Raw genomic sequence first — 23,943 nt, 5'->3', positions numbered from 1 at the left:
GTAACTTTGGACTTTTGACATTAGACTTTCGACATATAAAATGATATCCATAACAGAAAAAACTCTTCAAGACTTACAATTTCCAACTGTTCTCGAAACGCTTTCGGTGATTTGTAACACCGATATTGGCAAACAAAAAGCACTCGAAATCATTCCCTTCAAAGACAAGGAAACTTTAATGGAAGCTTTGATGCAAACATCTGAATATGTTTCTTCTTTCCAAAATAACAACGCCATCCCCAATCACGGATTTGATGCCATTACTTATGAAATCAAGTTTTTGGCAATAGAAGACAGCTTCTTGGAAGTTGGAGGTTTTAGAAAAATTGCCACAATATCAGAAACCACGAATTTCCTGTTGAATTATTTCAAGAAATTTGATGATTATTATCCAAATCTAAATGCAAAAGCTTCAAAAGTTCAAATAACTAAGGAAATCAGTAGCCTTATCGATGTGGTCGTCGATAAATATGGCGAGATCAAAGACAATGCTTCACCCGAATTATCAAATATTCGCCGAGAAATGAATCTCGTTCGCGGAAAAGTAAACCAAAGTTTTGGAGTGGCATTAACGCAATACAATTCCCTTGGATATCTAGACGATATTAAGGAAAGTTTTGTTCAAAATCGTAGGGTTTTGGCTGTTTTGGCAATGTATCGTCGCAAAGTGAAAGGATCTATTTTGGGCAGTTCCAAGACCGGAAGCATCGCTTATATTGAACCCGAAACTACCCTGAAATATTCCCGTGAATTGAGCAATTTAGAATACGAGGAAAAAGAGGAAATTACCCGAATTCTGAAACAATTATCCAACCAAATTCGCCCCTTTCTACCACTGCTTATTCAATATCAGGATTTCTTGAGCGATATTGACGTGATTGCCGCCAAGGCAAAATATGCCAACAGAATTAATGGAATTTTACCCGCAATTACCGAAAATAGAAGACTTTATTTTCGGGATGCCTCCCACCCTATTTTGTATTTAAATAACAAGCAGAAAAACGAAGTTACGCATCCACAAACCATTGAATTGAATCAGGAAAAACGAATCATCGTTATTTCTGGCCCCAATGCCGGAGGAAAAACCATATCGCTAAAAACCGTTGGATTACTCCAACTTATGTTACAATCCGGAATGTTAATTCCTGTTCACGAACGCAGTGAAACCTTTTTATTCGACAGGATTTTAACAGACATTGGAGATAATCAATCCATTGAAAATCATCTAAGTACATACAGTTACCGACTCAAGAATATGAACTACTTCTTGAAGAAATGCAACAGGAAAACAATGTTCTTGATTGATGAATTTGGCACGGGTTCCGATCCTGAATTGGGAGGTGCTTTGGCAGAAATTTTCTTGGAAGAATTCTACCATCGGGAAGCTTTCGGGATAATCACGACGCATTATTCGAACCTGAAAATTTTGGCCAACGAATTACCCTTTGCCATAAATGCCAATATGCTTTTTGATGAAAAAACCTTGGAACCGATGTATAAATTGGTTTTGGGGCAAGCCGGAAGTTCATTCACCTTTGAAGTGGCACTCAAAAACGGAATTCCATTCAGTTTAATCAATCGGGCAAAAAAGAAAATTGAAGTGGGGAAAGTACGTTTTGACAAAACTATTGCCACGCTTCAGAAAGAACGTTCAAAGATGGAAAAAACCTCGCAAACGCTGAAAGAAGAGGAAACAAAAGCACGTGAGGAAGGCAGGAAAATGGAAACGATCAACGTAAAAATCAAGCAAAAACTGGAAAGCTACCAAGAATTGTATGACAGCAACCAGAAAACGATTTACATTGGACAAAAAGTAGAAACAATTGCCGAGAATTATTTCAATAATAAAAATAAAAAAGACTTGATTGGGGAGTTTTTGAAAATCGTAGAAATCGAAAACTCCAAACGCAAGAAAGCCACGCCAAAAGAAGCCAAGGCAATTGTCGAAAAGAAAAAGGAAGCCATCAAAGAAATTGAGGTCAAGGTGGAGGAAATTAGGGTGGCCAAAAAAGAAAAGAAACTAAAACCCATTATCGAAAAACCAAAAGCCATTCTAAAGGTGGGTGACAGAGTTAGAATGATTGACGGAAAAGCCGTGGGAAGTATTGATACTATTGAAAAAAACAAGGCAACCGTAAATTACGGAATGTTTACTTCGAAAGTTAGCGTGGATGAATTGGAATTGGTCGAAGCGGTTAAGAAGTAATCACAAAGTCATTGCGAGGAACGAAGCAATCGAATTACGAGAAAACTCAAATTGAGCAACTTATTGTGATTACCTCGTTCCTATCAATAACAAAAAACAATAAAAAATGATGAAACCGGCATTTATTTATATCATTACCAATAAATACCAAACTGTAGTTTATACGGGTGTTACTTCAAATCTTGCACAAAGAATAATGGAGCACAAAGAAAAAAGACATCCAAATTCATTTTCTGCTCGCTATAGTTTGAATATACTGGTATATTATGAACATTTCAATGGATTGGCGATGCAATAGCTAGAGAAAAACAAATAAAAGCAGGTTCAAGGGAAGCTAAAAACGATTTAATTCGTTCTCTGAACCCAACTTGGAAAGATTTATTTGAAGAAATTAAGGATATAATGACGGGATAAAAATCATACTAACACAAGGAGCAAAGTTGAGCAACAAATGTGATTGCTTCGTTCCTCGCAATGACAAAACAATGCTAAATCTCCCACAAAACAAAAAAATAATTCTCTTTGACGGCGTTTGCAATTTATGCGATTCTACAGTTCAATTTATAATTAAACATGACAAAAAGGATATTTTTCGGTTTGTTTCTTTGCAATCCGAATTAGGTCAGGAAATTTTAAAACATATAGGAATCAATCCAGCAAACATCTACAGCATCATTCTATATGAACCTGGAGTTGCCTATTATTATAAATCCCAAGCAGCATTAGAAATCGCTAAAAATCTGGGCGGATTTTTCCATGTTGGGACAATTTTCAAGATTATTCCAACAGGAATACGCAATTATCTTTATGATTATATTGCCAAAAATCGCTACAAATGGTATGGAAAAAAGGAAACTTGTATGGTTCCAACAGAGCAATTAAAATTGAAATTTTTAGAATAAAATTCTCAAGTATGATAAATTAATTTCTATTAAAACTCTACAAATAGCGCTCTTGAATTATTCTTAAATGATGGTTTTGATGTCCTGAAATCACAAAACCTATTGCACGAACAGAAATTGTATGATTGGAAGCCGTTCCCAAATACAGCAGCTGTTCGTCGGAAAAATTTTTAAACAAGTATAAAGTGGCATTTCTAACAAATTTAAACTCTTCCAATAAACTTTCTGAAGTTCGATAATTAGCTCCAGCGTTAGGAACATAATCGTTTTCTTCAAACCCAGCCAAAGCAGTTTTATCCCCACGCCCTATTCTCAAAGCACGATACGCAAAAATACGTTCGGCATCAATAAGATGAAGCAAAATATCTTTGATTGTCCATTTATTATCCGCATAGCGATATTCTAATTTCTCAATAGAAATTGCTGAAATAAAAGAAACCATTTGGCACAAACCATTTTCTAATCCTTCGATTAAACTTAAATTTTCTAATGCATCAATATAAGTGGCGTTAAAAGAAGAATATTCCAGTTTTGATAATTCGCTTGGTTGCATAAATTCAATTTTAAGCTGAGTTTCTACTGGCATTAGTATTTCCAAAAAGAGAACGGGTCACTATTTTTTCGTATGTTTTTATCAAATCCAAATCTGGGTTTCCTTCTTTGTTCAGTTCGCTAATTTTCAATAAAGCATATTGTTGTATTGTTAACAATGGCAATACAATACGTTCTCTTATATCAATTGAAGCTTTACCGTCAGGATAGTTTTCCATTAATTCTTTGTGGCCAGCAATTTTTAATAATAAACGTTTTGTTTCTAAAAATTCATCATAAATAATTTGCCAAAAAGGACCAAATTCAGGATCTTTTTTCATGTAAGCGGTCAAGGGGAAAAATGATTTTGCCAATGACATCATACTGTTTTCTAACAGGGTTCTAAAGAACAATGAATTGTTATATAAATCCTGAACTTTATCCCATTGATTGTTGTCCTCAAAGTGTTTTAATGCTGAACCCACTCCAAAAAATCCAGGAACATTTTGTTTTAATTGACTCCAAGAACCCACAAATGGTATCGCTCTTAAATCTGCAAAATCTAAAGTTGCAGATTTACTCCTTTTAGACGGACGACTTCCTATGTTTGTTTTGGCATAATATTTCAAAGTACTCATTTGTTCCAAATATGGAATAAATTTTGGATGATTCTTAAAGTTTAAATATTTTTGATACCCTAATTCAGCCAATTGATCTAAAATACCTTTTTCTTTTTCAGACAATTCATTTTTAACTTTATTAAAAACCTGATTTGTGGCTCCAGCACTTAATAAATTTTCCAAATTATAACGACATGAATCTAAAGTTCCAAAATTAGAGCTAATTGTTTGCCCTTGTACAGTAACTTGAATCTCATTGTTTTCAATTTTTGGACCTAAAGAAGCATAGAATTTATGCGTTTTCCCCCCACCACGTGCAGGAGGTCCACCACGTCCATCAAAGAAAATAGCTTTAATTCCGTATTTTCTTGACATTGCTGTCAATTCCTCTTTAGCTTTATAAATACTCCAATTCGCCATCAAGTATCCACCATCTTTAGTTCCATCAGAAAATCCAAGCATAATGGTTTGCTTTTTGTTTCTATTCGTTAAATGATCAGCATAAGCAGGATTTGAATATAACTTTTCCATTATCAAGTGAGCACTTTGTAAATCATCAACTGATTCGAATAACGGAATAATGTCTACCGAAAGATTCTCCCAATTATTCAATTTAAAAAGCGCAAATGTTTCCATTACATTTAATGCACTTTCATTATTGCTGATGATGTAACGGTTTGCTCCAAATTCTCCGTTGTTTTCCTGAATTTGTTTTATGGCCTGAATAGACTCAATTGTCGATTTTGTTATTTCGTTTTCAAAAACATTTGGATCGAGATTACCTTTTAGATTTGACAGTATTTCAAATTTTTCGTTTTCGGATAACTCAAAATAATTCTTTGGAAAAACATTAGAATTTGAGTTTAAATAAAATGATACAACATCCTCAAAAACAGCGTCATGAATTTTACTGTTTTGACGAATATCCAGTGATGCAAAATGGAAACCAAATAAATTAACTTTAATAAGAAGTGCTTCCACTTCATCTAAATATAAGGATTGATGTCGTTCAATAAGTATTGTTTTAATCTTGTTTAATTGTGATTTAAACTCGTTTAAAGTGATGTAAATTTCTCCTTTCGAATAGTAAACAGACCTATAAAGTTTATTTTCAAGTTCAGCAACTAAAACATCTACCTCAAAGAATGTTAGCTTTCTTTTTAGATTTCTCATTTCAAGATAGTAACATTTCAAAATAGAAGTTCTCAATCGATCAGCAACTTTAAGTGTAATTTCAGTAGTTACGAATGGGTTTCCATCACGATCTCCACCAGGCCAAAATCCCAATTTTATTAATTGGTTTTGAATTGAACCTCCACGAAATAAATTTTTTTGGAGGTAATGTACAATTTCTCCGGAAGTTTCATAAAATACATTTTCGAGATACCATATCAAACTTACCGCTTCATCAAAAGGATTCGGCTTTTCAGTTTGTATGAATGGCGTTTTTCCTAATTGAGCCAACAATTGCTTAATATTCAATAAATTATTTTTACGGATGGCATCGGTCAAATCATTAATTATCCCAAGAACAGGTCCGGGATAAAACTGTGTTGGGTGAGCAGTTAAAACTGGTCGTACATTAAAGTTTTCCAAGAAATCTATTAACTCTACCTCCCTGTCTTTAGCGCCTGCTTTTTCTTTAATATCACGTAACGAACCTCTTCCTTCCATATTATTTACAATAGAAAAAGCTGCATCTTCAATGGCGTCAAAAAGGACAATTTGTCGCTCGATATATTGAATAAAACGAAACATTAAATCAATTTTTTCTTTTTCGGTAGCTCCCTGCATGTATTTTTGGGCAAAAAAATTGACAATTTCTTTAGGAGTTTCTTGTTTTTTGAAGCCACTTTCGCAACCATCAGTAAATAATGGGAGTAAGACACCTGTATTGTCTATAGAATCAAAGGGTAAAGTAATAAATACGCTATTGTATATATGATATTTAGAAAGAACTTCTTCGTTGAATCTTTCAATTTTAGGATGCGTATACATAAATGGTTGTATTAGTTAAGATGAATGATAGTTAATCAAAAAAAAACCTCAAGAATTCACTTGAGGTTATATTATAAAATAAATTTCAAATGAATTATATATCTTTAAAAATTGTGTGCATTAAACGCTTTTTATCATTTATGCTTTCTTCTAATGAAATCATCGTTTCGGTTCTGTAAACTCCTTCAATATCATCAATCATAAAAATCACATCTTTTGCATGCTTTGTATCTTTTGCTCTGATTTTGCAAAAAATATTGAATTTCCCCGTAGTCACAGAAGCAACTGTCACAAAAGGAATTTCATTTATGCGTTGCAAAACAAATTTAGTTTGTGATGTATTATTAAGAAAAACACCAACATAAGCTATAAAAGAATATCCTAGTTTATCATAATCAAGCACTAATGAAGAACCCATTATAATTCCTGCATCTTCCATTTTCTTAACTCTTACATGAACAGTTCCTGCAGAAATCAATAATTTTTTTGCAATATCTGTAAAAGGAATCCTTGTGTTGTCAATCAACATGTCCAAAATCTGGTGGTCTACTTCATCTAAACGAAACTTGCTCATAATTCAATAAATTAATGTTATTATTTACAATTACAAAGATTTATTTTTCAATTAAACCATTAACAAACTTGACATTGTTGTCTAAATAAAAGTCTGCTTTTTGATCTAATTTTGGAAAATTATCATAATCATCCTGATAAAGAGCTCCTTTAGCATCATATTCAAAATGTCCAAAATAATTATCTAAATCACTTATTCGAACAATATAGGCATTAAAACAAATCTTACCTTCTATTAATTCTTCTTTGTATTGAGCAGCAAAATTCGTGATTATTTTAATACCATCATAATTTATTTTGATATTTTTATACATTAAATCATAAAAAACTGCTTTATTTTGAGAAATACTCAAATAATTATTAAATTTATTGACAACTATATCGTTTTCGTTTAGTATATTGAAACTTGAAACTAGAGATATAAAAACATATTTTCGGGTTTTCTCTCTCAAATAATCATTAGGAAAATGTCCCGCTTCAAACAAAACCGTTGGAACTCCTAAGGACTGAAAAGTATCTCCAATGCAATTAATATTAAAAGCATCATCAAAACGACCTACCTGTCCCGGAATATATTGCTGCAAGACTTCATTTATTCCAGCAATAAGATTGATTGCTTTTAATCGGGATTCGTTTATTTCTCTTGCTTCATTATAAGCAGGCGCTAAAAAAGACAAGGTTGCTGGCTTGCCTGTGCTTCCTACTCCAAAAATAGTGCGCTGATCGTGAAGGTTATAACAGTAATCTGGTTCAAATTTCTCGAAAGCTTCTCTTAAAACCCTACTTTCTGGTTGTGAAAGGTTTTGTGAATCACGATTCAAGTCTACTTTATTGGCATTTTCACGAGTATATAATTTTGCCCCATCAGGATTTAACATCGGGATACAACAAAAAGTAAATGTAGTTAGGAGTTTTTTAGCCAATTCTGAATCCCCATTTAAGAGATTTATAAAATCAAAAAGCGCTTTTGTCGTTGTGCTTTCATTTCCATGCATTTGAGACCAAAGCAATATTTTGATTTTTCCAATTCCAATCTGATACTTATATATTGGATTTTCAAGTACTGATTTTCCAATAATTTCAACTTGGTTATTAGTGTTAATCTTTTTTAATAAAGGCAGAATTGAGTCTAAAGTTATATAACGACCTTCTATTGATTGTTCTTTATATTGACTAAATAATTGTTCTAAATCCATGGGTATAATTTTGTTTTACAAAAGTAAACATCTTTATATTTACATTTGTAAACTTTAAAAAACAAGAATTATTTAAATTTGTAAACAGTATTTTAACTTGGCTTGCACTCTATTTCGCATGTATTGTTAACATTTGTATTTAAAATATTTTTTTATAATTAAATTTCTATTTATCAGTTAATTAATGTTGTTTATTTTATTTATTAGTTATATATAATTATTAATTTTTAAATGATTTACATCTGTAATTTTGGTACTTTGATTGTATTTAGTTACATTTGTAAATCTAGTGTCATAAAACATAATTTACAATGGTAAACACAGACGATTTTATAAAAAGATTGGAAATTATACTGGACTATTACGGTCTAAATGCTTCTTCATTTGCTGATAAAATAGGCGTGCAACGTTCTAGTTTGTCTCACCTTCTTTCTGGCAGAAACAAACCAAGCCTGGATTTTATTCTTAAAATCTTAGACGTTTTTCCTGATGTTGATTTGTATTGGATTTTAAATGGAAAGGGAACTTTTCCAAAATCGGAATTAAATAGTGAACCCAATATTGTTTCCCCTACTCCAATTTTTACTATTCCAATTGCAACAACTAAAATAGAAACTCCACCCGATTTGTTTTCAGAAAAAATTTCAAATTCAAAAAATCGGACTGAAGAAAATTTCTTAAATACTAATGCCAATACGTCAATCACATCCAATCCAAAAAATGGAAACGAAATTGACCGAATCGTAATTTTCTATAAAAATGGAACTTTTTCTACGTATTCACCAGAATAATTATTTTTCTAAGCTAAAACTATTTTCCGCGATTTTTCCGATAACTCCTTCAAAATGGTAAAGAAGAATTTTTAAATCGGCTTCGTAGTTTGACGTAGGATAAAATGGTGTACCAAAGCGTACTGTTTTTTTGCTAAAATCAAATGCCACAGGAATTATGGGAACATTTGCTTTTAATGCAATATAATAAAACCCAGATTTTAGTTCATTGACTTTTTTTCTGGTTCCTTCCGGAGAAATGGCCAGTCTAAACTCATCGTGTTTTTCAAATATTTTTGCAATAGCATCTACTTTGTTCAAACTTCCGGTTCTGTCTATTGGCGCACCACCCATCCAACTGAAATAAAAGCTGAATGGAAAACGAAATAATTCTTTTTTGGCAATAAAATTCATTTCAATACCAGTAATTCCCCTGGTAAACATTCCCAGAAAAAAATCATGCCAACTCGTGTGAGGCAAAACCATCAGCACACATTTCTTGATGCTTTCATCAATAGTGCCTTCAATCTTCCAACCCAATTGTTTAAAGAAAATAAATTTGTAGATGCTTTTTTTCATTTGGAACCTTTTTTGGTAAAATTAGCAATTATTTCGTAAATTAGAGGTCGCATTCCAATCCTAAAATTATGAAAGCAATTCTAAAAAAACTCTTGTTAGGAAATGTTTCAAGGATTACAAAACCCGAATATAATCCTGTTCAAAAACGCATTCAGAACATTAAAGCCATTTGGAATAACGATCATCAAGATGACAACGGAATAGAAAAAATAGTGCGGTTGTTTCTTTCTTCGTCACAATTGTTTTTTCCGGGCGTTTACATTAAATATTTAGCTACTTTAAAAGGATATGAATATAGAGATTTAGCCTTGGATTTCTATGTTTTGCTCAAAGTCAGCTTCCCTTTATTGATTTTAATTTATCATTGGCAAAGTTATCCTTTTGTGATTTGGATAATGGTTTATGTATTGCTGGAGACTGTTTTATACATTCCAACCTTGATTTTCGCTTCGGATTTGTTTTCAAAACCGCGCTCTTATAAAAGATCTATGCTTTTGCTTTTCCTTAATTATTTAGAAATTGTATTTGCTTTTGGTGTCTTGTATTCTTGCGACAATTATTTAAACAAACCGCTTGAAAACTGGTTTGATGCGGTTTATTTCAGCACAATTACATCATCATCGATAGGATATGGCGATTATTATCCGATAACTACCATTGGAAAAGTACTGGTGAGTGCACAAGCAATTCTGTTTTTATTTTTTGTTATTTTGTTTTTAAATTTTTTCTCTACCAGAATAAAAGCCAAAGGCTATTTTGATCTTGATAACAATTCCTAATTAAATCATTCTTCTCGCCTTTTCCAAGTCTTCCGGTGTGTCAATGCCAATGCTTTTATCAGCAGTTTCCACCATTTTGATGCGTTTGCCAAATTCGAGATAACGTAATTGCTCCAGTTTTTCGGATGCTTCCAAGGATTTCATTGGCAAACTGTAAAAATCTAAAAGAGCTTGTTTCCGGAAAGCGTAAATCCCGATATGTTGCATATAGCGAACACCCAAGTTTTTCTCCCTTGGATACGGAATCACGGAACGGGAAAAGTACAAGGCAAAGCCGTTTTGGTCCACCACAACTTTTACATTATTGGGATTGCTGATTTCGTCTTCATCGGTGATTTCAAACATTAGTGAAGCCAAATCAACTTTCTTATCGGGGTCGTTTTTATAGACTGCAATCAGTTTTTCTAAAGCCTCTGTGTTGATAAAAGGTTCGTCGCCTTGCACATTTACCACAATATCCACATCCATATTTTCCACCGCTTCGGCAATTCTGTCACTTCCAGATTCATGCTCTTTGATACTCTTTATTACTTTTCCTCCATTGGAAGTTATTTCTTTATAAATCAAATCCGAATCGGTAACCACGAAAACGTCATCAAAAAGATTAGATTTTTGTGCTGCTTCATAGGTTCGTAAAATCACGGTTTTTCCTCCCAAATCCTGCATTAATTTGGCAGGAAATCTTGTTGATGCGTAACGTGCGGGAATGACTGCTATTATTTTCATTACTTTATTTTTTTATTTAACTGGATAGATAGTAAGTCGCTAAGTATTATTTTTAGTTATTATTTGGTAATAATTTTACCCTCCAATATTCTTATATGCATCACTTATTAAATATTTAGTCTCTTCAAAATCTATTACGTCTTTAATAGTTAATTCAAATTCACCAGTCCCATAATGCCCAATATTTCTAACATCCCTACATTGTACTGGCATAGGTTTTACTTCGTCTGGATTGAGTTTCAAATACAGTGTTAACTTTTTCTTGTATGTTTGGAGACAAACAAAGTTCTGACTAGTTTTGTATGCTATGTAATTTTTCTTTGGTAATTCTTCTATTGAACTATCTAATGAAGTAATGAAATCCCGAATAGTATTAAATAAATCTACTAAGCTTTTGTCAAGATTATCAAAATGTTCTTCAATTGTATAAACTGCATTTTTTCTGGTAATAGCAGCCTTTTTCCCAGCTTCGACCATTACAGGATTTTTTTCGTTGAAATCTCCAACTTCTCTTGAAATTGTATTGGTGCGTTTGTAAACTTCTTCAATATTCAATATACCGTTTTCATAAAGTTTGTATTGCCAAAGTTCAATATTTGCTCCCATTACCTGAACAGCGTGTAAATCATACTTCTTATATTCTGGAGCAATACAAATCACTCGAATGTCAGACCAATCTACTTCAATATTTTTGCCTAAACCTTTATTTGCTGCAACCTGAAAATCGCCTTTATGATCTCTAATCCAATGTAAATAATATAGACTTTGATTAATTAAATCGGATGAAGCTACTTTTTTGTATTCAATAATTACAGGATTAAAATCTTCTGAAATTGCAAGGGAATCTATACGACCAGAATGAATATTCCCTGTAGAAAATTCAGTTGCAATCAATTGGCAATTAAATATAATTCCAATGTTTTCTTCAATTAATCGCTGAAGATCTTTTTCAAGTTTAAATTCACTTAATCGAACTCGTTTTGCTTTTCCTTTTTCAATTTCAAATATTGCCATTTGCTTTTGACTTTTAAATTTAATTCAATCCCCCAAATATAACCTTTTCCCACAAAACCAATTACATAATCTTCACCGAAGTCATACTTAACGAACCCGCTACTAATTTGTCATTGAACAAAGTCAGTTCCTCGGTTTTGTCTTTTAATCCTAAAGTATAAATCAAAGGCAAATAATGGTCTTGAGTAGGAATCGTAATTTGTCCCAGAAACAATATAGGCATCTTTTGGCGTTCGAAAAAGTGCCTGAAATTTTATGTAAATTGTTTAGGGTGTTTAATTAAAACTGTTTATTTTTTTGCCACGAATTCACGAATTAATAGTAATTATTTTTAGTTTTAATTCTTGAATTCGTGGCTATTAAAAAATTATTCCACAAAACTCTCATCCTTAAAACCTATCAAATATAATTTATTTTTTGCTCTCGTCATAGCGGTGTACAACCAGCGAATGTAATCTCGATTTATTCCATCAGGCAAATATGGTTGCTCGATAAAAACAGTATTCCACTGTCCTCCCTGTGATTTGTGGCAGGTTATCGCATACGAAAACTTGACTTGCAGGCCGTTGAAATATTCGTTAGCTTTCACTTTTTGGAATTGCTTGAACTTGGTTTCGCCTTCATAATCCTTCAAGACTTCCTGATACAATCTATTCGATTCTTCATAAGTCAAGGACGGCGATTCGCTTTTTATTGTGTCTAATAATAGGACGGTTTCAAACGGAATCTGGTTCAGATAATCGACCATTCGTATTTTCACTTTGGCAAAATTAAAACCGTACAATTCCTTGATATTGAAGATTTCCAAAACCTCGATGATATCGCCATTGGCAATAAAACCGGCTTCATCGGAGTCTTTCAACCAAAAATAATTGTTTTTCACAACCATCAAAAAATCTCCTGTTGACAATTCGTTTTCTTTATCGAGAATTTTTGAGCGGATTTGCTCATTGTATTGATTGGCTCGTTTATTCGACCGAACGATAAAAGCCGTGTCTTCGATACTGTAATTACTATAAGCCGAATTGATGGCGTCCTGAATGTCGTAACCATCCGTCAAACGAACGATATCTTTAAATTTTTTCAAATCAAATTTAAACTCGTCAATAAAAGAATCCTTCAACAATTCCCGAAGTTCCGTTGCATTGTACAAGATTCCGGAATTCTCTTCCTGACGCATTACTTCGTCCAATTCGATGTGTTCAACTTCCTTATTATAATTTAATCCCAAAGTTTGAATATCCAATGCGGGACTAATATCCAAATTTACCGGCGGCAATTGGGCAGTATCTCCCAAAAGAATCATCTTGCAATTGGTTCCCGAATACACATACGAAATCAAATCATCGAGCAAAGAACCGTTTTCGTATAACTTAGAATCCGAGTTCGTATCCGAAATCATCGAAGCTTCATCTACGATAAAAATGGTGTTCTTGTGTTTGTTTTGTTGCAAAGTAAACGAAACGCCCCCCCCTGAAGATTTCTTTGGAAAGTATATTTTCTTGTGAATGGTGAAAGCGGGCTTATTCGAATAATTAGCAATAACCTTGGCTGCGCGACCTGTTGGTGCAAGCAAAACATATTTCTTGTTGATGTCGATTAAATTATTTACGATGGTCGAAATCACGGTTGTTTTTCCCGTTCCGGCATAACCTTTTAATACGAAAATGGTGTTATTATCATTTTCAGTCAAGAAAATAGCAATTTTCTGAAAAAATATATCCTGTTTATACGTTGGCGTAAATGGAAATTTTTTCTGTAATAGACTATAAAACAAGGAGGAATTCATTCGGGACTGGTTAATATAAATGAACTTCAAATATAAGGATGAAATATGAAGCAAAGACATAAAATAGCATTAGAATAAAAAAAAATTGTAAGTTTGCAACTATGTCGATTAACACTACCATCACCGATAAAAAATACAGAAAACTCTCGCTTCAAGTTTCCTTGACAGGGCTTTCGTTTTGTGTTTTTGATACTTTAAATCACAAGATACTTTCCGTTAAGGAAGTTTATTTTGATAGGTTTCATAAAGCCACAAAAATCGAAGAATTGTTCGCCAATGCTTTCTTGGAGAATCCGGAATTAAAGGATTCTTATGATGAAATAGTCGTAATTCACAACAATAATCTTTCTACATTTGTTCCAGAACCGCTTTTTGACGAAAACTTCCTGGGAAGTTATTTACAATACAATACGAAGGTTTTCGATACCGATTTTTTTGCTTTCGACGAAATATCGAGTTACCAAATGAATGCGGTTTACATTCCATATGTGAACATCAATAATTTCTTTATTGACCAATTTGGTTCTTTCGATTATAAACACGCCAACAGTATATTAGTCACAAAGCTATTGGATGTATCTAAAAATAATGACGACAAAAAGATGATTGTGAATTTCAATCCCGGTCATTTTGAAATTATTGTTCTCCAAAACCAAAAATTGCACTTATTCAATTCTTTCGATTATCAAACACCGGAAGATTTTCTTTACTATTTGCTTTTCACTGCAGAACAATTGAACATGAATCCGGAAAATTTCAAATTGGAACTGTTGGGAACCATTGCCGAGGAAGACAATTTTTATCAATTGGCTTTCAAATACATTCGAAATGTATCTCTTTTTGATGTTTCGGATTTGCAAAAAAACAATACTTTTTCAACTGCCCAAAATCAGAAACATTTTATTTTATTCCAATCGTGAGAATCATATCAGGTAAATACAAAGGAAGACGCATTTTTCCGCCAAAAGGACTCCCCGTTCGCCCCACGACCGATATGAGTAAAGAAGCATTATTCAATGTTTTGAACAACCATTTCAGTTTTGAAGGCTTGAAAATACTAGATTTATTCGCAGGAACCGGAAATATTAGTTTCGAATTTGCTTCCCGTGGCAGCACGCCCATTACTTCTGTAGATGCTGATTTTGGTTGCGTAAAATTCATCAAACAGGTCGCTGCGGAATATGACTTTAATATTGCAGCCACCAAAAGCGATGTTTTTCAATTTTTGGAAAGAAACAAAGCCACTTACGACATCATATTTGCCGATCCACCTTATGCTTTAGACCAGAAAACCTTCGATAAAATTGTGTTGCTGGTTTTCGAAAAAAATACACTTCAAGAAGACGGAATGATGATTATTGAACATTCTAAGTACACAAAACTCGACCATTTGATTCATTTTTCATTCAAGAAAAGTTATGGTGGTTCGATTTTTAGTTTCTTCGAAATTGGAAAATCAACCGACGAAGAAATCGATGATGAAGATTTATTTTCGGATTCTGAAGAAGAATAATTTTAGACAGCCATATTCAAAAAAATAATAGCCACAGATTCACAGATTTTAAAAGTGATTAAAAAATTTGTGAATCTGTGGCTAAAAAATTAAATTTTTTAATAAAAAAGCAGACCTGTAAGCCGGATTCTGTCCCCGATAAATCGGAGCCTTATCATTTATCTAGGCACGCAATTGCTCATGTGCTCCATCTTTCTACCCTTCGACAACGGGCGAGAACCCTTAAATGCCGATATACTTGAAATTTCACCGCATAGAGTTTACCTGGTTTCACTACAGCATTACCTGTACATACTTTCTGTTGCACTTGTCCTAATCCTGATAAATCGGAACCGACGGGCGTTACCCGCTATGCTTCTCTGTGGTGTCCGGACTTTCCTCCCCGATATAATCGCGGCGATAAGGCGGTCTGCAGTGCAAATTTAATATAATTAACGTTGTTTCCTATTTTAAAGACTTCACTTTAACAACTCTTTCACAATCACTTAAAAATAAAATAGTTACCTTTAAGTCCTAACAGTAAATCATTTATTATGAAACCTATTTATCATTATGCCACTGTTTCGGAAGCTTTAGAAGAATTAAATAAAAAAGGTTTCATCCATGATTTTAACCTTCAAGATGAAAACATTATAAAAAATCCGCATCAATATCAAATTATCCACATTTACCGCTATGAAGGCAATACTGATCCCGGAGATGAAGCCGTAGTTTATGGAATAAAATCTAATTCAGGCGAAAAAGGTGTTTATGTTGCAGGATTTTCGGCAAACTCAGAAAATAAAACTGCACAAATTTTGGAAAAAATAAGTATCAAAGCATAAAACACTCAATTAAAAATTTTGATTAGGAGCTTTTTCCAGCCCTTCGCTTCAAACGAAGTTCACTGTATTCCTATGAAAATAAAAAATTAAGTGAAGTAATCTCCCGAAAAAATCGAGAGGATTTCCATCGCAATATGGGCTGCGGTTTATGTTTTTAACAAACTATTGATAAATAATAGAATCTTTCAATCCTTAAATTTTTCAATCTTTGAATTAAAAACTATATTTGCTTTCGAATAAAAAATCTATGGAACAATTTGTTGTATCGGCTCGTAAATATCGTCCACAAACATTTAAAGATGTTGTGGGACAAAAGGCGATTACCAACACTTTATTGCACGCTATAGAAAGCAATCATCTTGCTTCTGCCCTATTGTTTACTGGCCCTCGTGGTGTTGGAAAAACGACTTGCGCCCGAATTCTTGCCCGGAAAATTAACCAACCCGGTTATGATGACCCGAATGAAGATTTTGCTTTCAATGTTTTCGAATTGGATGCCGCTTCAAACAACTCCGTAGACGACATTCGGAATTTGATTGACCAAGTTCGGATTCCGCCGCAAACGGGACAATACAAGGTTTATATTATTGACGAGGTGCATATGTTGTCTTCGGCAGCTTTTAATGCTTTCCTAAAAACATTGGAAGAACCGCCAAAACATGCCATTTTTATTTTGGCCACGACCGAAAAACACAAAATTATTCCGACGATACTTTCTCGTTGCCAGATATTTGATTTTAAAAGAATCACCGTAAAAGATGCAAAAGAACATCTTGCCGAAGTTGCTTTTAGCCAAGGCGTAACTTGCGAAGATGATGCTTTGCATATTATTGCACAAAAAGCTGATGGTGCGATGCGCGATGCTTTGTCTATTTTTGACCGAGTGGTTTCGTATTGCGGCAATAACCTGACTCGTCTGGCTGTTACCGAAAACCTGAATGTGTTGGATTATGAAACGTATATCACGGTAACCGATTTGATTTTGGAAAACAAAATTCCGGAATTATTAATCGTTTTCAACGATATTCTTGCCAAAGGGTTTGATGCGCATCATTTTGTATCCGGATTGGCTACACATTTCAGGGATTTATTGGTATCCAAAACTCCATCTACTTTATCATTGTTGGAAGTGGGCGAACAAGCTCAAAAATTATACGGAATTCAATCCCAAAAAGCATCTCAAGATTTCTTGTTGAAAGGAATCGAAATTGCCAATGATTGTGATTTGAAATACAAAGTGAGTCAGAACCAGCGACTACTCGTTGAACTTTGCCTGATGCAACTAGCCTCTATCACCTTTGATGGAGAAAAAAAAAAGTTGACAAATTTATAATTTCCCCTACTTATTTTAGAAGAACTGATTATTCGATAGTTGAAATTGTTAAACAGGTAGCCGAGAAAACTCCTGTAGTTGAAGTTGTTATTGAAGAAACAAAACTTGAAATTAATAATTCTGATTTAGCAGTTTCAACCGAAACCCAACCCGATAACTCCGCTCGAACAGTCGAAGCAAATCCAAAACCTATAACCCAAGAACTTTCAGGAGAGCCTAAAGTTTCAGCATTTTCCATTTCGAGTATTCGTGCCAAAAAAGAATTACTTGAAAGTACAAAAGGATTTGTAAAAGAAGAAGTTCATCTTCCTACTGAAGCATTCACAGAAACAGAAATGTTGCTGCAATGGAGCAAATATGCGCAACGATTAAGCGACAAAGGTCATAAAATAATGGAATCACTTTTATTAATTGGCGATCCAAAATTAGAAGGAACAACTATCACACACGAACTTCCCAATGAGGGTTCTAAGATTGATTTTGAAACCGAAAAAATTGAAATTTTGGGCTATTTAAGAGGCAAACTTCACAATCATGATATTAGCATTGAAGTTATAGTCAATGAAAAAGTGGAGAATAAATTTGCATTCACGCCTATAGATAAATACAACAGGCTGAAAGAAATAAACCCTAGTTTAGAGTTATTGAAAAAGACATTTGATTTGGATATATAGTAATTAAAAGACTTACTATTAAGTATTAGACATTTTTTATTTTATCTAACTTTTCAGATATTTCTTCTATTTTATTTAATAACTCTTTATTGAAAATAGAATTTTTATATGACATCATTATTAATTTTATCGAAACCAATAAAACCCCAGCCTCTAATAGTAAATCGTGTGTGAAGCCTGTGGTAAATAGTGCTACTCCAAAAAGAATGATTGTCAATATAATTACAAATGTATTTACAAAACCTAAGTGCTTTTTCATTTTTTTGTATATTAAATTAAATTCATATTAGATCTTCCCGTAATACATTGCCTTAACTATTCCATCAGACAATCCTATTTTAGGAACATATATATTTCGGGCACCACTCCATTTCATTGCATTTAGATAGATTCGGGTTGCCGGAATGATAACATCGGCACGATCTGGATTCAGTCCTAATTCAGAGATTCTTTGTTCGTAAGTGAGTGAATTCAGGAAAGCATATTGTGAATTCAGATAAATATAAGACAAGGGTTTTTCTAAAGCTTTGCCAGACATTTTGAATAATTTATTGATATTTCCCCCGGAACCTATAAGGGTAACATCATCATAATCTTGAGTGTTAATTTTAATCCAGTTTTCCATTTCTTTCCAAACTGCCTGGCTTACCATTTCATTCAAAAAACGAACCGTACCAGCTTTAAATGATTTGGAAACAACAATTTTGCCATCAGAAAAAAGAGAAAATTCAGTACTTCCACCTCCAACATCCACATAAAGATAGGTTTTATCTGTTTTTAGAAGATGGTGCAAATCTGTTGAAGCAATTATTGTGGCTTCTTTTTTTCCGTCAATAATTTCAATTTTTATATCGGATTCTTTGTTAATGATTTCCACTACTTCGAAGGCATTATTAGCTTCTCGCATGGCTGATGTGGCAAAAGCCAAGTACTTTTCAACTTTATGCACTTTCATCAAAAGACGGAATGCTTTCATAGCATCAATCATTCTTGCAATACTTTCTTCTGAAATTTCACCAACAGTAAAGGAGTCTTGCCCCAAACGGATAGGCACACGAACTAAGGAGTTTTTGTTAAATTGCGATTCTTTTCCATCCTGCTCGACAATATTCGTAATTAAAAGGCGCATTGCATTTGAACCAATATCAATCGCAGCGTATTTTTTAATTTTAAACATTTTCTCGTTGGGTTGTTTAATCGCTAATGGGTCATTCATTAATTCTGATTTTTCTTTATTTTGTAACTATTTCCGATTAAACAATCTCGGCAACTACTTCAACTTTTTTTTGATAATAGTTATAGGTTTCTAATTGAGCTCTAAAAACAGGTTCGTTTTCCTTGCGAATTTTATACTTGTTATCTAATTTTTCTGAATGGTATCGTACTTTTACATTGCCTTTCCAACCCAAATCAAAAATATCAATCAGTTCTTTTTTAATTTCCGAATCATAAATAGGGCACGTAACTTCAACTCTTCCATCGAGGTTTCTGGTCATAAAATCGGCGGAGGAAATGTAAACTTCAGTATCGCCGGCATTACCAAAAATATAGATTCTTGAATGTTCAAGATAATTATCTACGATACTTATGGCTTCAATATTTTCGCTCATTCCGCGAACACCTGGAATTAAAGAGCATATCCCTCTTACTTCAAGCTGTATTTTCACTCCTACATTACTGGCTTCATATAATTTATCAATCATATCAAAATCAGATAAACTATTCATTTTTAGCTTCATAAAAGTTTTTTTACCTTCTAAAGCATGGGCAATTTCTCTGTCAATCAATTTATTGAATCGAAATCTTGTGTAATGAGGAGAAACAATCAAATGTTTGTATCTGTATAAACGGTAATTGATTTCGAAAAACTCAAAAATTTTGGAAACATCCTTTAATATTTGCTGATGGCTTGTAAAAAGGGTAACATCCGTGTATACTTTTGCAGTTTGTTCGTTAAAATTTCCTGTAGAAATGAAACCATATCGTTTCGTCTTTTCCTTTTCGGTTCTTTCAATAACGCATACTTTACTGTGTACTTTTAGACCTTTTATTCCAAAAATAAGCTCGATACCTTCAGTTTGCATTTGTTCTGCATAAGAAATATTTGAAGCTTCATCGAAACGGGCCTGTAATTCAATTTGGACAATTACTTTTTTTCCGTTTTTGGCCGCATTAATTAAGGAACTTATAATTTGAGAATTTTGGGCTAATCGATATAAAGTAATCTTAATAGAAGTCACTTTTGGATCCAAAGCAGCTTCACGCAAAAACTTAGTGAGATAGGAAAATGACTGGTATGGTGCATGTAATAAATAATCCTTCTTGCTTATTTTTTCCAATAAGCTGCCTTCGAGACTTAGCCCGGGAATGGGTAAAGGATTGTTGGTTTTATAAAGCAGATCAAATCTTCCAAGATTTGGAAATTTCATATAATCCCTTCTATTATGGTGCTTTCCTCCTGGAATAATACTATCTGTAGACACAATATGCATTTTTTCCAGAAAAAATTGAAGCGTATCTTTTTCAATTTCCTGGTCATAAATAAACCGCACAGGTTCGCCTATTCTTCTGTCTTTAACACTTGTTGCGATTTTTTCGAGCATACTTTTGCTCAAATCGCTATCAATTTCCAATTGAGCATCACGAGTGATTTTTATCATATGAGCCGAAACACTTTCGTAATCAAAAATATTAAAAATGCTGCCCAAATGGTGTCTAATTACATCGTCAAGCAAAATGACATATTGTCTTTTATCCTTGGATGGTAAAACTACAAACCGATTGATTGTATTGGGAATTTCAATCATTGCATAATGAACTTCTGCATTATGTTTCATAACCAATTTTATGGCCAAATAGCCCACAGTATCTTTCAATATAGGAAATTCGGCCAAATCATTTAATATAATGGTAATCAATTCAGGGCTTAGTTTTTGAATAAAAAAGTCTTTCAAAAATATTTCCTGTTCTACCGAAATGTGATTTTCATCGATAATGAATATGTTTTCAGTTTCGAGTTTTGCTTCAATATTATTTAAAATCCGTAAACTTTCGGATTGTTGCTGAATTACGATTTCGGTAATATCTTTCACTAATTGTTGTGCCGAGATACCGCCAAGTACTTTTTCGCCTGATATGCCGGATAAACTCAATCTTCTTATTGCAGCAAATCTAACCCTAAAAAATTCATCTAAATTATTGGAAAAAATACCTAAAAACCTAAGCCTTTCCAATAACGGTACTGAATTATCCCCAGCTTCTTGAAGCACTCGTGCATTAAAAGTTAACCAACTTTTTTCTCTTTCTATATATTTATGCACTATGTTTATTTTAAATTTTTAGGGAATATAGTTTTTTTAGTTTTGCCTTTCGTTATTTCTCCCCAACTATTTGTATTAAATTGTAGCCATACAAACCCGGCTGTAGGAACATGACCAATAAAAATATCTCCAAATTTATTAACAAAATTTGTAATAGCCTCGTTATGTCCAAAAAGAATTATATTTTCAAAAACATTACTACTTGATTTGATCACTTTTTCCAATTGGTTTTCATCAAAAGTATAAAGTTCTTCTTTAAAAACGATACTTTCGATGGGATATAAAATATTTTGAGCAAAAATCATTGCCGTTTCCGATGCTCTTTTTGCTGAACTACTCCAAATAACAGAAGGAGAAGGAATAAATTTTATGCAATTTGAAGCGACTAAATGTGCATCAGTAATTCCTCGCTGATCTAATGGTCTATCAATATCTTTAAGTGGAGCTTTCCAACTTGATTTTGCGTGTCGAATTACAATTAAATTTTTCATCTTTGGGTTTATTTTATTGTCAATTTATAGTATGGCAACATAAGTTTTGATGACTACAAATTACAAAATATTTTCCAAAAAGGGCTCATAATTCTTTAAAAACTCTTTTATAGAAAAGTCTCAGATATATTTATTTTTATAATCGTACATATCAAATCAATTTTTGATAGTTAAAATTTTTAACATTTAAATAAATACTGTTTTTATTTGTTATTTATAATATTATACATATAAAATAATATATTTTATATGTATAAACAGTTTTTTTTTGCATTTAAACGATATTTTTTGTTAAAACTATAAAATTCCAAATTAGATTTGAATTAGAAAAAACAATGATTTAGATATAAAACCATCTGTTTATGGATAAAATTAGGTTAAAATTAGCAAGTAAATTATCAATAAATTATAATAAATTTTAATAATAAAAGAGTAAAAATGACAAAAAAATGTCGTTTCAACGAGTATTTAGGTTATTCATAGAAAAAAAGCATCAATAAACAGCATAGTATTTAAATTTGTTATGAAAAGTTTATGAATTATAAAATACAAGCGTAATTTATAATTTAAATGATGAAAAATAAATTAGTACAAAAACCCAAATATTACACACAATAAATTAAAATTTAATTGTATGAAAACTAAAATTACCCTTCTTTTACTGGCTTTCTTTATGTTCGTTAGTAATGCATATTCACAAAATACTTTCGATGGTAGTTATTGTCCTGGACCTGGTGTATCAGGAGACGAATATTTAGGTCAATTAACCACTGGCGCTCTATCCAGCTCAGGTGGTACGTGTGAAATAGGCCAAATATGGGCTAAAGTTGACAATTTAGGTCAGAGTCTTCGTTTAGCTTTTAAAATCGGGAACGCAGGTACCGCTCTTATTAGGATATATATTGATAAAGACAATAATAGTTCAACTGGCTTAATAACAGATTCTTCTTTTGGAGGTACACCTGCAGCTGGAGGGGCTGAATATATTCTTCAAATCAATACTAATACGGGCGCAACTAAATTATTCAAAGATCTTACTTCAACAACGGTAACTGAAGTTGCCTTGGTACCAGGTGGATTGAGCGGAAAAAATGGAGATTCTAATGGTTGTGCTGGAGGTGATAAAGTGTTTGTAGAGTTTTATATTCCTTTTGCATCTATTGGTTTTGATCCTTGTAATACAACTCAACCTGGAACTATAAATGTTGCAAGGTATGCTTCTGTTTCTGGTGGATCTACCAATTCTTCAGGATGTACTAGCCAACAGCTGAATTTTGGTGTGCCACTTTCGGGAAGTGTAACTCCCAACCAATCTCTTTGTCAAGGAACAAGTGCTTCTCAACTTACTTTAACTATAAACGGTGGAATAAATACTACTGTTCAATCATGGCAAGATAGCACAGACGGAGTAACTTTTACTGATATTGCTGGTACTTCAGGATTGTATATTTATGCACCTGGTTTACTTTCTGTAGGTAATCATTACTACAGAGCTAGAATTTTAAATACAGGTATTTGCGTAAATTCATTTTTTTCAAGTGCTGCTAAAATAACAGTGAATGCTGCGCCAAATGCTCCTACAACAACATTGACACAACCACCATGTTCTGGAGGAACGGGAACTATAACTATTACTTCTCCAATACAAACCGGGATGACGTATAGTATTAATGGTTTAACTTACACAAATACTACAGGAATATTTACATCTATTTTAGCTGGAACTTATTCTGTTACAGCTAAATCTGCAACAGGTTGTATTTCTCCACCATCAAGTGTAATAATAACAGCTGGTGATAATACTCCACCTGTAATTGCTATTTTACCAACACCATCAACCATCAATTGTCCTGCTACTCCAGTCTTTGCTATAGCAACCGCTACTGATAATAGTGGCACGGTTTCCTCATTAACATTTGCCGATGTAACTACGTCTGGTACTTGTGCAGGATCGTATTCTGTTACCCGAACTTGGACTGCCAAAGATGCTTGCAACAATTCATCCACTGCTTCCCAAACGATAAACGTTCAAGATATTACCGCTCCAGTTATTGCTGCTTTGCCTGCAACTTCAACCATCAATTGTCCTGCTACTCCAGTTTTTG

Annotated in this window: 24 protein-coding genes, 1 other RNA gene and 1 pseudogene; 11 read left to right on the top strand and 15 right to left on the bottom strand. The window is 33.1% G+C overall.

All coding sequences use genetic code 11. The features are described from left to right. Window positions 1-40 precede the first annotated feature (40 nt). The 3 genes from IR213_RS11845 (at window position 41) to IR213_RS11835 (ending at window position 3,108) form a co-directional block, all read left to right on the top strand. On the top strand, window positions 41-2,206 hold the full coding sequence (locus IR213_RS11845) for an endonuclease MutS2 (protein WP_194312520.1): 2,166 nt from the start codon (window positions 41-43) through the stop codon (window positions 2,204-2,206). A 106-nt stretch (window positions 2,207-2,312) separates the two neighbouring features. Then, complete coding sequence (locus IR213_RS16585) at window positions 2,313-2,504, top strand: GIY-YIG nuclease family protein (protein WP_317173149.1); 192 nt, start codon at window positions 2,313-2,315, stop codon at window positions 2,502-2,504. 187 nt (window positions 2,505-2,691) lie between these two features. Continuing rightward, on the top strand, window positions 2,692-3,108 hold the full coding sequence (locus tag IR213_RS11835) for a thiol-disulfide oxidoreductase DCC family protein (RefSeq protein ID WP_194312519.1): 417 nt from the start codon (window positions 2,692-2,694) through the stop codon (window positions 3,106-3,108). A gap of 37 nt (window positions 3,109-3,145) precedes the next feature. Here IR213_RS11835 and IR213_RS11830 read toward each other — a convergent pair whose 3' ends face one another. The 4 genes from IR213_RS11830 to IR213_RS11815 all read right to left on the bottom strand — a co-directional run bounded on the left by IR213_RS11830 (window position 3,146) and on the right by IR213_RS11815 (window position 8,026). Further along, window positions 3,146-3,661: a DinB family protein gene (locus IR213_RS11830; RefSeq protein ID WP_194312518.1), complete on the bottom strand. Its 516-nt coding sequence runs from the start codon at window positions 3,659-3,661 to the stop codon at window positions 3,146-3,148. A gap of 10 nt (window positions 3,662-3,671) precedes the next feature. Next, window positions 3,672-6,257: a phosphoenolpyruvate carboxylase gene (locus IR213_RS11825; protein ID WP_194312517.1), complete on the bottom strand. Its 2,586-nt coding sequence runs from the start codon at window positions 6,255-6,257 to the stop codon at window positions 3,672-3,674. A gap of 94 nt (window positions 6,258-6,351) precedes the next feature. Then, window positions 6,352-6,831 (bottom strand): Lrp/AsnC family transcriptional regulator, encoded by a 480-nt coding sequence (locus IR213_RS11820; protein ID WP_194312516.1) that lies wholly within the window; start codon window positions 6,829-6,831, stop codon window positions 6,352-6,354. A 40-nt stretch (window positions 6,832-6,871) separates the two neighbouring features. Then, window positions 6,872-8,026, bottom strand: coding sequence for a M14 family metallopeptidase (locus IR213_RS11815; protein ID WP_194312515.1), 1,155 nt, complete (start codon window positions 8,024-8,026; stop codon window positions 6,872-6,874). A gap of 311 nt (window positions 8,027-8,337) precedes the next feature. On the opposite strand from IR213_RS11815, the gene IR213_RS11810 reads away from it, so the two are divergent. After that, the gene (locus IR213_RS11810) at window positions 8,338-8,817 is read left to right on the top strand and encodes a helix-turn-helix domain-containing protein (RefSeq protein WP_194312514.1); all 480 of its coding nucleotides are present in this window, start codon (window positions 8,338-8,340) and stop codon (window positions 8,815-8,817) included. Here the strand turns inward: IR213_RS11810 and IR213_RS11805 are convergent, their stop codons facing one another. Then, complete coding sequence (locus IR213_RS11805; protein ID WP_194312513.1) at window positions 8,818-9,375, bottom strand: 1-acyl-sn-glycerol-3-phosphate acyltransferase; 558 nt, start codon at window positions 9,373-9,375, stop codon at window positions 8,818-8,820. It lies immediately after the preceding gene. Between the two features lie 68 nt (window positions 9,376-9,443). On the opposite strand from IR213_RS11805, the gene IR213_RS11800 reads away from it, so the two are divergent. Next, window positions 9,444-10,154 carry a potassium channel family protein gene (locus IR213_RS11800; RefSeq protein WP_194312512.1) on the top strand — a complete coding sequence of 237 codons (711 nt, stop codon included), beginning with the start codon at window positions 9,444-9,446 and terminating at the stop codon, window positions 10,152-10,154. On the opposite strand, the gene kdsB is transcribed toward IR213_RS11800, so the two are convergent. The 4 genes and pseudogenes from kdsB to IR213_RS11780 all read right to left on the bottom strand — a co-directional run bounded on the left by kdsB (window position 10,155) and on the right by IR213_RS11780 (window position 13,683). Beyond that, on the bottom strand, window positions 10,155-10,880 hold the full coding sequence (gene kdsB, locus IR213_RS11795) for a 3-deoxy-manno-octulosonate cytidylyltransferase (RefSeq protein WP_194312511.1): 726 nt from the start codon (window positions 10,878-10,880) through the stop codon (window positions 10,155-10,157). It lies immediately after the preceding gene. 75 nt (window positions 10,881-10,955) lie between these two features. Then, the gene (locus IR213_RS11790; RefSeq protein WP_194312510.1) at window positions 10,956-11,894 is read right to left on the bottom strand and encodes a DUF5655 domain-containing protein; all 939 of its coding nucleotides are present in this window, start codon (window positions 11,892-11,894) and stop codon (window positions 10,956-10,958) included. Between the two features lie 61 nt (window positions 11,895-11,955). Further along, a pseudogene (locus IR213_RS11785) lies at window positions 11,956-12,096 on the bottom strand (4,5-DOPA dioxygenase extradiol); the annotation flags it as partial. Window positions 12,097-12,261: 165 nt separating this feature from the next. Continuing rightward, window positions 12,262-13,683, bottom strand: coding sequence for an ATP-dependent DNA helicase (locus IR213_RS11780; protein ID WP_194312509.1), 1,422 nt, complete (start codon window positions 13,681-13,683; stop codon window positions 12,262-12,264). Window positions 13,684-13,784: 101 nt separating this feature from the next. On the opposite strand from IR213_RS11780, the gene IR213_RS11775 reads away from it, so the two are divergent. Both IR213_RS11775 and IR213_RS11770 read left to right on the top strand, forming a co-directional pair. Further along, window positions 13,785-14,603 carry a DUF3822 family protein gene (locus IR213_RS11775; protein WP_194312508.1) on the top strand — a complete coding sequence of 273 codons (819 nt, stop codon included), beginning with the start codon at window positions 13,785-13,787 and terminating at the stop codon, window positions 14,601-14,603. Beyond that, window positions 14,600-15,196, top strand: coding sequence for an RsmD family RNA methyltransferase (locus IR213_RS11770; protein WP_194312507.1), 597 nt, complete (start codon window positions 14,600-14,602; stop codon window positions 15,194-15,196). The genes IR213_RS11775 and IR213_RS11770 overlap by 4 nt, the downstream gene beginning before the upstream one ends. A 102-nt stretch (window positions 15,197-15,298) precedes the next feature. On the opposite strand, the gene rnpB is transcribed toward IR213_RS11770, so the two are convergent. Beyond that, window positions 15,299-15,612, bottom strand: an RNA gene (rnpB, locus tag IR213_RS11765) — RNase P RNA component class A. Window positions 15,613-15,729: 117 nt separating this feature from the next. Between rnpB and IR213_RS11760 the strand changes: the two genes are divergently transcribed. Both IR213_RS11760 and dnaX read left to right on the top strand, forming a co-directional pair. Then, entirely contained in the window at window positions 15,730-16,020 is a 291-nt protein-coding gene (locus tag IR213_RS11760; protein ID WP_194312506.1) for a hypothetical protein, read from the top strand. A 247-nt stretch (window positions 16,021-16,267) separates the two neighbouring features. Then, window positions 16,268-17,353 (top strand): DNA polymerase III subunit gamma/tau, encoded by a 1,086-nt coding sequence (gene dnaX / locus IR213_RS11755; protein ID WP_194312505.1) that lies wholly within the window; start codon window positions 16,268-16,270, stop codon window positions 17,351-17,353. Window positions 17,354-17,381: 28 nt separating this feature from the next. Here the strand turns inward: dnaX and IR213_RS11750 are convergent, their stop codons facing one another. Continuing rightward, window positions 17,382-17,609, bottom strand: a complete 228-nt coding sequence (locus IR213_RS11750) for a hypothetical protein (RefSeq protein WP_194312504.1) — start codon at window positions 17,607-17,609, stop codon at window positions 17,382-17,384. 136 nt (window positions 17,610-17,745) lie between these two features. Between IR213_RS11750 and IR213_RS16355 the strand changes: the two genes are divergently transcribed. Next, entirely contained in the window at window positions 17,746-18,027 is a 282-nt protein-coding gene (locus IR213_RS16355; protein ID WP_228479176.1) for a DNA polymerase III, read from the top strand. Between the two features lie 25 nt (window positions 18,028-18,052). Here the strand turns inward: IR213_RS16355 and IR213_RS11740 are convergent, their stop codons facing one another. The 4 genes from IR213_RS11740 to IR213_RS11725 form a co-directional block, all read right to left on the bottom strand. Beyond that, window positions 18,053-18,286 (bottom strand): hypothetical protein, encoded by a 234-nt coding sequence (locus IR213_RS11740; RefSeq protein WP_194312503.1) that lies wholly within the window; start codon window positions 18,284-18,286, stop codon window positions 18,053-18,055. Between the two features lie 27 nt (window positions 18,287-18,313). Then, entirely contained in the window at window positions 18,314-19,204 is an 891-nt protein-coding gene (locus IR213_RS11735; RefSeq protein ID WP_194312545.1) for a Ppx/GppA phosphatase family protein, read from the bottom strand. A 76-nt stretch (window positions 19,205-19,280) separates the two neighbouring features. Then, a complete protein-coding gene (ppk1, locus tag IR213_RS11730) occupies window positions 19,281-21,347 on the bottom strand; it encodes a polyphosphate kinase 1 (protein WP_194312502.1) in 2,067 nt (688 codons plus the stop codon). Window positions 21,348-21,352: 5 nt separating this feature from the next. Next, a complete protein-coding gene (locus tag IR213_RS11725) occupies window positions 21,353-21,838 on the bottom strand; it encodes a SixA phosphatase family protein (RefSeq protein ID WP_194312501.1) in 486 nt (161 codons plus the stop codon). A 634-nt stretch (window positions 21,839-22,472) separates the two neighbouring features. Here IR213_RS11725 and IR213_RS11720 point away from each other — a divergent pair. After that, a partial coding sequence (locus IR213_RS11720) for a hypothetical protein (RefSeq protein WP_194312500.1) occupies window positions 22,473-23,943 on the top strand: 1,471 nt, incomplete at its 3' end.

Source organism: Flavobacterium soyangense, from assembly GCF_015277675.1.
Taxonomy (GTDB): Bacteria; Bacteroidota; Bacteroidia; order Flavobacteriales; family Flavobacteriaceae; genus Flavobacterium; species Flavobacterium soyangense.
Note: the sequence above shows the minus strand (reverse complement) of the source record. Positions and strands in the feature narration are given on the sequence as shown.